Origin of the sequence: Rhizorhabdus histidinilytica (assembly GCF_900167915.1) — a bacterium.
Taxonomy (GTDB): domain Bacteria; phylum Pseudomonadota; class Alphaproteobacteria; order Sphingomonadales; family Sphingomonadaceae; genus Rhizorhabdus; species Rhizorhabdus histidinilytica.
Genome location: NZ_FUYM01000033.1, coordinates 1 through 7,707, shown reverse-complemented (window position 1 = coordinate 7,707; position 7,707 = coordinate 1). Strand labels below are relative to the sequence as shown.

The following is a 7,707-nucleotide window of genomic DNA, read 5'->3' as shown; positions in this document are numbered from 1 at the left end:
GGGATCGCCTGCGCCGCCCGGCGCACAAGTTCCGGCGCAACCGGCGCCCCGGCGGGGCGCCGGTTGCGCCGGAACTTGTGCGCCGGGCGGCGCAGGCGATCCCGGGGTGCGCCATATCGCGCGCCTTCGGAAGCAGCGAGGCGCCAACGGTCACGCTGGGTGTCCGGGGCGTCGAAGAGCTTGAGCTTGGCGCGACCACGGACGGGCGCATCGTCAACAATGAAGTGCGGATCATCGACGAAGCGACGGGAGCGTTGCTGGGCGAGGGGGCGGAAGGAGAGATCCTTGTTCGCGGCCCGGAGGTGATGCTGGGCTATACCGATCAAGCGCTGACGGACGATGCGTTCGATCAGGACGGCTTCTTCCGCACGGGTGATCTCGGACGGATCGAATTTGGCGATTTCCTGGCGGTGAGCGGCCGTAAAAAGGATGTTATCGTGCGCGGGGGCGAGAATATCAGCCCTCAGGAAATCGAAGATGCGCTGCATCGCTATCCTGCAATCACCGACGTCGCAGTGGTGGCGATGCCGCATGAAAGGCTGGGTGAAGGGGTCTGCGCCTATGTGATTGCGGATGCGCCCGTTTCCGTCGCCGACATTGGCAGCTTCCTCGGGGAGCAAGGGCTAGCGCGACAGAAATGGCCGGAGCGCGTGGAGATGGTCGACGCGTTTCCGCGCACGGCTTCGGGCAAAGTCCAGAAGAATATCCTGCGTGATCGCCTGGTTGCGCAGGCTCAGCCCACGGAGGCGTCCTTATGAATGGTCCGGACCTTCAACGGTCATTACAGCTTTTTGAGCGCATGCTGCTTATCCGCAGGATGGAGGAGCGGCTTGGTGACCTCGGGAAAGCCGGCGAACTTCCTGGCAATGTGCATCTTTATATTGGCCAGGAAGCGGTGGCCACCGGCGTCTGCGCACATCTTGACGACAGCGACTGGGTTGCCAGCACTCATCGCGGGCACGGTCACTTCCTGGCGAAGGGCGGAGATCCGCGCGCTATGGCGGCGGAGCTCATGGGCAAAGAGACCGGCATTTGCCACGGCAAGGGCGGCTCGATGCATGTTGCCGACGTCTCGAAGGGCATATTGGGCGCCAACGGCATTGTCGGCGGTGGCGTAGGGCTCGCGGTCGGTGCGGCACTCGGCGCGCAGCTTGACGGCGAGGGCCGGGTTGCCGTGGTGTTTTTCGGTGACGGTGCGTCCAGCCAGGGCGTCATTTCCGAGGCGCTGAACATCGCCGCCCTGTGGAAGCTTCCACTGTTGCTGGTCTGCGAGAATAACGGATTTTCTCAATTCTCCCCTTATGAGACGGTGAACGCTGGCGATATCTGGCGCCGCGCCGAACCGTTTGGCATGCCCGGCGCGCTGGTCGACGGCAATGACGTCCACGCCGTATGGCGGGTCGTTGGCGAGGCGGTTGCGCGGGCGCGCTCAGGCGAAGGGGCCACGCTCATCGAGGCTCGTACCTATCGCTGGCGGACTCATGTCGAATCCGAAGAAAGCTTCCTTGCAGCGCCTTATCGCACCCAGGAAGAAGTCGAGAGCTGGAAGCAGCGCGATCCGATTAGCCGGCTGGAAGAATTTCTCGTCTCCGAGGATCTGGAAAAGGACGTGGCCGCTATCCGGGCCAGGGTCGAGGGCGTTACCGAAAGCGCCATCACCGATGCTTTGAATGATCCTCTTCCCCCTGTCTCCCGTGCTTTTGAGGATATGTTCGCCAATGGCTAAGCGGCGCCTCATCCATGCTGTCAACGAAGCGCTTCATGAAGAAATGGAGCGCGACGATCGTGTGATCCTCTATGGCGAGGATGTCAGGATCGGCTTGTTCGGCGATACACGCGGCCTCTTCGACAAGTTCGGGGGCAAGCGGGTGATCAACACGCCAATCTCCGAGGTTGTCATGACCGGTATGGCGGTTGGGATGGCAGCGGCCGGCTATCGCCCGATCTGCCACATGATGTATGGCAACTTCCTTTATACCGGCTTTGACTCCATCGCGAACCAGGCCGCCAAGCTTCGCTATATGACGGCGGGCCAGCTCAAGCTGCCGCTCGTTTACCTGGCATCTACAGGTGCCGGCCGCTCATCTGGCGCCCAGCATTCCGATGCACCCTATCCAGGCGTTATGAACCTTGGCGGCATCAAGGTCGTGATCCCCAGCACGCCAGCCGACGCCAAGGGTTTGATGAAGGCCAGCATCCGTGAGGATAATCCGGTCCTCTTCCTGCTGCCCACCCGCCGCGGCGGCGAGCAAGGAGAAGTGCCCGATGGCGATCATGTCGTGCCGCTCGGCAAGGGATCGGTGAAGCGCGAGGGTCGCGATGTCACGGTGGTCGCGATCGGTGTGATGGTGCGTCATGCAATGCGCGCAGCGGCGACATTGTCCGAAGAGGGGATCGAGGTCGAAGTTGTCGATCCGATGACGCTCTTCCCGCTCGATAAGGAGCTGATCCTGGCCTCGGTTCGCAAGACCGGGCGCCTAGTAATCCTCGATGAGGCGCGTGCTACATGCAGCGCCGCAAGTGAAATTGCCGCTATCGTCGCCGAACAGGGTTTTGCTTCGTTGCGTGGTCCCGTGCGCCGGGACACCGTGCAGGATGTGGCGATCCCGTTCGCGCCCCATCTCGAAAATGCGGTGATCCCTGATGAGGCTATGGTTGAGGCTGCGATCCGCGCGGCTGTACGCGATGGAGACGTTGCATGAAGATGTCGCTTAAGTTGCCGATGTTTGGCATGAACATGGAAGAAGGCACGATCGCTCGCTGGCACGTACAGCTGGGCGCAGACTTTGCTCTCGGTGACATCCTTTATGAGGTGGAAACCGAAAAGGTGACGTCCGAGGTGGAAGCCCCGTGCGATGGAACTCTCATTGAAATATTGGTTTCTGAAGGTGATGATGCTGCTGTTGGAGCGGCAGTCTGCCGAATAGAAACGAAATAATTGTCCTGACACCGGAGTGAAGTGGGCAGGAGACACGGATAGTTTTTCAACGCGACCGAAGAAAAAATGTTTAAGAGCGCGAAACGATACTTCGGTCATATCTAGGGAGGGATGGTTATGATTGTCAGACCAGAAAGCACAACGAAACGGCACGGCATTAACTTATACGCATCGGGCGTCGCGCTTCTTTGCTTCTGTTCGCCCGCATTCGCCCAGAGCGAGGCTCCGGCGGAGCAGCCTGCTGCCCAATCCGCAGCCGCCGAAGCGCCGCAGAGTGAAAGTCTGGGTGCCGGCGAGATCATCGTCACCGCCAGCAAGCGCGCTGAATCGATCAACAAGGTCGGCCTCACGATTGCGGCGGTCAGTGGCGATCAGCTCGTCAAGCAGGGTATCAGCAGCGTCCAGGATTTGACCAAGGCCGTCCCGGGTCTGACCTATGCGCGGTCGGCATTCGGCACCCCGGTGTTCACGCTGCGTGGCGTCGGCTATTTCGATACCGCTCTGGCGGCATCGCCTGCGGTTAGCGTTTATGTCGACCAGGCGCCTCTCAGCTTCTCCGCGCTGCCCGGCATCGGGGTCGGTTTGGACATGGAGCGTGTTGAGGTACTGAAAGGTCCGCAGGGCATTCTGTTCGGCCAGAATTCCACCGGCGGCGCGATCAACTACATCGCCAACAAGCCGACCGACACTCTGACGAGCGGGTTCAGCCTTGGCTATGGACGATTTAGCACGGTTGAAGGCGAAGCTTTCATCAGTGGACCTGTGACCGACACGCTCAATATACGGCTCGCTGGCCGCAGCACTTATGCGGGATCGTGGCAGAAAAATTACTTCTCTCGTCCAGGTGACGAGTTCGGGAAGCGGCGGGAATTCGCTGGCCGTATCACTCTAGACTGGAAGCCCACCGATAGACTCAGTTTCATGGCCAGCCTGAGTGGTTGGCATGACGGCAGCGAGCCGCAGATCGGGCAGTACATCTTCCTGCGTCCTGCCACGGCGGGGCAGGAGCAATTTTTGAGCCCTCAGCTTTATAATTTCGAAACGGGTACATTGGTGACGCCATATGCGCCGCGCAAGGCGCGCGCCGCCGATTGGTCCGCGGATGCTGAACCTTTCCGTGACGACAGAATGTATAATGCCGCGCTGCGTACCGACTATGACGTGACCGATAATCTGACCCTGACCTCGATCACTTCTTATTCGGACTATAAGCGTAATAGCCGGGCGGCGGATGACGGCACTGCGGTGCAAGACTATGATTATGTCGCCAACGACGGATATATTCGTGACTTCAACCAGGAATTGCGCCTGTCGAACGACGCCGCATCGCGCATGCGGGTCACCGTCGGTGCTAATTATCAGCACAGCAAAGTCTATGAGCTAAGCAAGGCTTCCTATGGAGATAGCATCGTCTCGAATTTCTCTCAGATAGACGGGACGAGCACTTTGCTGCCGGTGCCATTTTCCAGAGCATCGGATTTCAGCCGGCAGACGATCGAAAATTATGCGTTCTTTGGAAACGTCGATTTCGATGTGACAGACACCATCACGGTGAAGGGTGGCCTTCGCTATACGAACAGCAAGCGCCATTTCGTCGGCTGTACCTTTGATAATAATTTCGACCCGATACATGGCGACGACGCCCAGCGCAGGCTGTTCGACATTCTCCACACGTTCGCCAGATCCCTGGTGGGCCTGGGAGCATCGACCCCCCTGCAGCCGGGTGACTGCACCAGTGCGATCGACCCGCTGACGGATGCCAACGGCAATCCACTTATCGGTGTAGAGAATGGGCAACGGCCGGATGCCTTTGAGAGCATCCTCGGCGATACCAACCTCAATGAGGATAATCTGTCCTGGAAGGTTGGCGTCGACTTCAAGCCGGTGGCTGGTTCGCTATTTTACGCGAACGTGACCAAGGGCTATAAGGCAGGCAGCTTCCCAACGATTGGGGCGGCGACTGTCAGTCAATATCGTCCGGTCGTTCAGGAATCGGTCATTGCCTACGAAGCGGGTTTCAAGCAGGAGCTGTTCGACCGCTCGGTGCTGCTCACCGGTGCTGGCTTCTACTATGACTACCGCAACAAGCAGCTGAGGGGCTTCTTCGATCAGCCGCCTTTCGGCACCGTGTTCGCACTCGACAACGTGCCTAAGTCCACCGTCAAGGGCGGTGAGCTGGCCATCGTATGGCGGCCGGTCGATGGCCTCAACCTCAGTGGCGCGGTGACCTATGTCGACGCGAAGATCAAAAAATACTCCGGTCTGAATTCCGACGGGGTATTTACTGACTTTGCCGGCGACCGGGTGCCATTCGCTCCGAAATGGAATGCGAGTGCAAACGCCGACTATACCGTTCCGCTTGGCGCCAGCCTGGCAGTGAATTTGGGTGCCAGCCTGACCTATAACAGCAGCACGCAGGCTGCGATCGGTCATGATGCGGTGACGAAGGCGGTAACCTACATCAAGCCGTTTACCACCGTTGATGCTCGCATTGCACTTCAGGATGCGGACAATGCATGGCAGGTCCAGTTCTGGGTGAAGAATCTGACCAACGAATATTACTGGAACAACGTAGCGTTCCTGTACGATACGGCGGTTCGGTATGCGGCCATGCCACGCACCTACGGAGTAAAGACCAGCTTCCGTTTCTAAAGCTGATCGGAGGATCTTGGGTTGGTCTGTCGAGATTGGCCTGGGATCTCCCCTCCTCTGCCGGCATGAAGCCGGTGGTGCATTGAATGGATACGGCCGGAGCATCCGATTTTTCGGACGCTCCGGCCGTAATCCTTTAAGTTCAGCATTTTTTGGATCAGAATGGGATCATGGCTGAGGCAGCGGATGACCTGGATGTCGTGATAGATGCCGCGGCGCTATGGCTTGCGGCGGGCCGTCATGTCGCGCTTGCCACAGTGATCGAGACCTGGGGGTCGGCGCCTCGGCGGGCGGGATCCCATCTGGTGATCCGCGACGACGGAATTTTCGAAGGCTCCGTCAGCGGCGGTTGTGTCGAAGGCGACGTCATCGTTCAGGCTCTCGAATTGATTGCGGCAGGGGGCGGCTTTCGTCGCCTGGATTATGGCGTGGCTGACGCGCAGGCCTGGGAGGTGGGACTTGCTTGCGGCGGCCGAATCTCCATCCTGTTACAGACCGTCGATGGGGCACATTTTCCGCCTGCGCTGATCGAGCGTATCGTTGATGCACGGGCGCAGGGTTTGCCGCTGGGTCTGGCGACGGATCTGACAAGCGGTGCGACCCGCGAGAATGCGGCCCCTCTGAAGGAATGGTTCTTCAATCTCTATCCTCCGCGCCGTCGTCTCGCGATCGTGGGGGCGGTTCATATCGCCCAGCTGCTCGTCCCGATGGCGCGCCTTGCGGGCTATGAGACAACCGTTATCGATCCGCGCGGCATGTTCGCGGCGGCTGCCCGATTTGATCAACCTGTAGACGAGAATTGGCCCGACGAAGCGCTTGATCGTTGGCGCCCGGACGGCGGCTCCGCGGTAGTCAGTTTGACGCATGATCCAAAGCTTGATGATCCGGCGCTGGCGCGCGCTCTGAACTCGCCGGCCTTCTATATCGGCGCATTGGGATCACGAAAAACACATGCTGCCCGGCTCGAGCGGCTCGGCGCCGCCGGCTTCACGGATAAGGAGCTCGCCCGCATCCATGGGCCGGCAGGGCTCCCAATCGGTGCGGCGGGACCAGCCGAGATCGCCGTTTCCATCCTGGCCGAGATGACGACAGTCTTGCGGAGCTCGAAGTGAGGTTTGGACGGGTATCGCTGGAAGAGGCCGAGGGTGCGATCCTGGCCCATAGCCTCTCGATTCCGGGACGCCGCTTGCCAAAAGGGCGCGTGCTCGATTGCGATGATCTGGCGGCGGTCCGGCATGCGGGATTGGAAGCGCTCACCGTTGCTCGGCTCGATACGGACGATATTGGTGAAAATGATGTCGCGATGGCGATTGCGCAGAGGCTGGCCGGAGATCATGTCCGCGCCGAACCTCCCGTCCATGGGCGGGCTGATCTGATCGCCGAGACGAACGGCCTTCTCGTTTATGCACCCGACGGCATAGGCAAGCTCAATCGGGCAACGGAGGCGATCACATTCGCCGCCGTCGCGCCGATGACGCCGGTGCGCGCGGGCGACGTGGTAGGCACCGTCAAGATAATTCCCTATGCGGTGCCCCGAGCCGAACTTGTCTCAGCGGGGCAAGTCGCGGATGGTTGCAAGGTCCGTATAGCTGCATTCGGGCCCCTCTCGGTCAATCTCGTGCAAACCAGTCTAGGCAGCGTAAGCCTCAAGCTTCTCGCCAAGACCGAAACCGTTATAAGGCAGCGAGTCGAGAGGCTTGGCGGACATTTGAATCATGTGTGGATCTGCGATCATGATGAAGCGGCTCTAACCAATTTGCTCGCGGACTCTTCGGAGGCGGATCTTGTGCTGATCATGGCGGCATCGGCGACGGCCGACCGCGAAGATGTGGTCCCCGCGGCCATTCGACAAGCGGGCGGGCGCGTGGAGCGGGTGGGAATGCCGGTCGATCCCGGCAATCTCCTGTGCCTCGGTTGGTTGCGCAGGCGGGCTGTCATTGGGTTGCCGGGTTGTGCACGTAGCCCCCTGCGTAATGGAGTTGATCTGATATTGGAGCGGCTCTTCGCTGGGTTCGGCGTGGATAGCGATGTGATCGCCGGCATGGGAGTCGGCGGTCTGCTCGGGGATGGAGGCGGACGACTCGATGCGCGCGCCCTCTAGCTGTAGAAAAACAACA

7 protein-coding genes are annotated in these 7,707 nt (G+C 60.0%); all 7 read left to right on the top strand.

Annotation, left to right across the window (positions count from 1 at the left end; genetic code table 11):
- Positions 1 to 758, top strand: a 758-nt coding sequence (locus B5X82_RS25725; protein ID WP_139385177.1) for an AMP-binding protein, incomplete at its 5' end; no start/stop codon positions are given.
- The gene (locus tag B5X82_RS25720) at positions 755 to 1,726 is read left to right on the top strand and encodes a thiamine pyrophosphate-dependent dehydrogenase E1 component subunit alpha (RefSeq protein WP_021244803.1); all 972 of its coding nucleotides are present in this window, start codon (positions 755 to 757) and stop codon (positions 1,724 to 1,726) included. The genes B5X82_RS25725 and B5X82_RS25720, both read left to right, overlap by 4 nt.
- Complete coding sequence (locus B5X82_RS25715; RefSeq protein WP_020818090.1) at positions 1,719 to 2,702, top strand: alpha-ketoacid dehydrogenase subunit beta; 984 nt, start codon at positions 1,719 to 1,721, stop codon at positions 2,700 to 2,702. Before B5X82_RS25720 ends, B5X82_RS25715 begins: the two co-directional genes overlap by 8 nt.
- Entirely contained in the window at positions 2,699 to 2,938 is a 240-nt protein-coding gene (locus B5X82_RS25710; RefSeq protein WP_007682525.1) for a lipoyl domain-containing protein, read from the top strand. The genes B5X82_RS25715 and B5X82_RS25710 overlap by 4 nt, the downstream gene beginning before the upstream one ends.
- 117 nt (positions 2,939 to 3,055) lie before the next feature.
- Positions 3,056 to 5,590, top strand: a complete 2,535-nt coding sequence (locus B5X82_RS25705; RefSeq protein WP_079651164.1) for a TonB-dependent receptor — start codon at positions 3,056 to 3,058, stop codon at positions 5,588 to 5,590.
- Positions 5,591 to 5,760: 170 nt separating this feature from the next.
- Complete coding sequence (locus B5X82_RS25700; RefSeq protein ID WP_007682022.1) at positions 5,761 to 6,702, top strand: XdhC family protein; 942 nt, start codon at positions 5,761 to 5,763, stop codon at positions 6,700 to 6,702.
- Positions 6,699 to 7,691, top strand: a complete 993-nt coding sequence (locus B5X82_RS25695) for a molybdopterin-binding protein (RefSeq protein WP_007682023.1) — start codon at positions 6,699 to 6,701, stop codon at positions 7,689 to 7,691. Before B5X82_RS25700 ends, B5X82_RS25695 begins: the two co-directional genes overlap by 4 nt.
- Positions 7,692 to 7,707 lie beyond the last annotated feature (16 nt).

Bases quoted from the DNA above. Each gene is read 5' to 3' on its own strand.
- B5X82_RS25720 (WP_021244803.1), top strand. From the start codon at position 755: ATGAATGGTCCGGACCTTCAACGGTCATTACAGCTTTTTGAGCGCATG.
- B5X82_RS25715 (WP_020818090.1), top strand. From the start codon at position 1,719: ATGGCTAAGCGGCGCCTCATCCATGCTGTCAACGAAGCGCTTCATGAA.
- B5X82_RS25710 (WP_007682525.1), top strand. From the start codon at position 2,699: ATGAAGATGTCGCTTAAGTTGCCGATGTTTGGCATGAACATGGAAGAA.
- B5X82_RS25705 (WP_079651164.1), top strand. From the start codon at position 3,056: ATGATTGTCAGACCAGAAAGCACAACGAAACGGCACGGCATTAACTTA.
- B5X82_RS25700 (WP_007682022.1), top strand. From the start codon at position 5,761: ATGGCTGAGGCAGCGGATGACCTGGATGTCGTGATAGATGCCGCGGCG.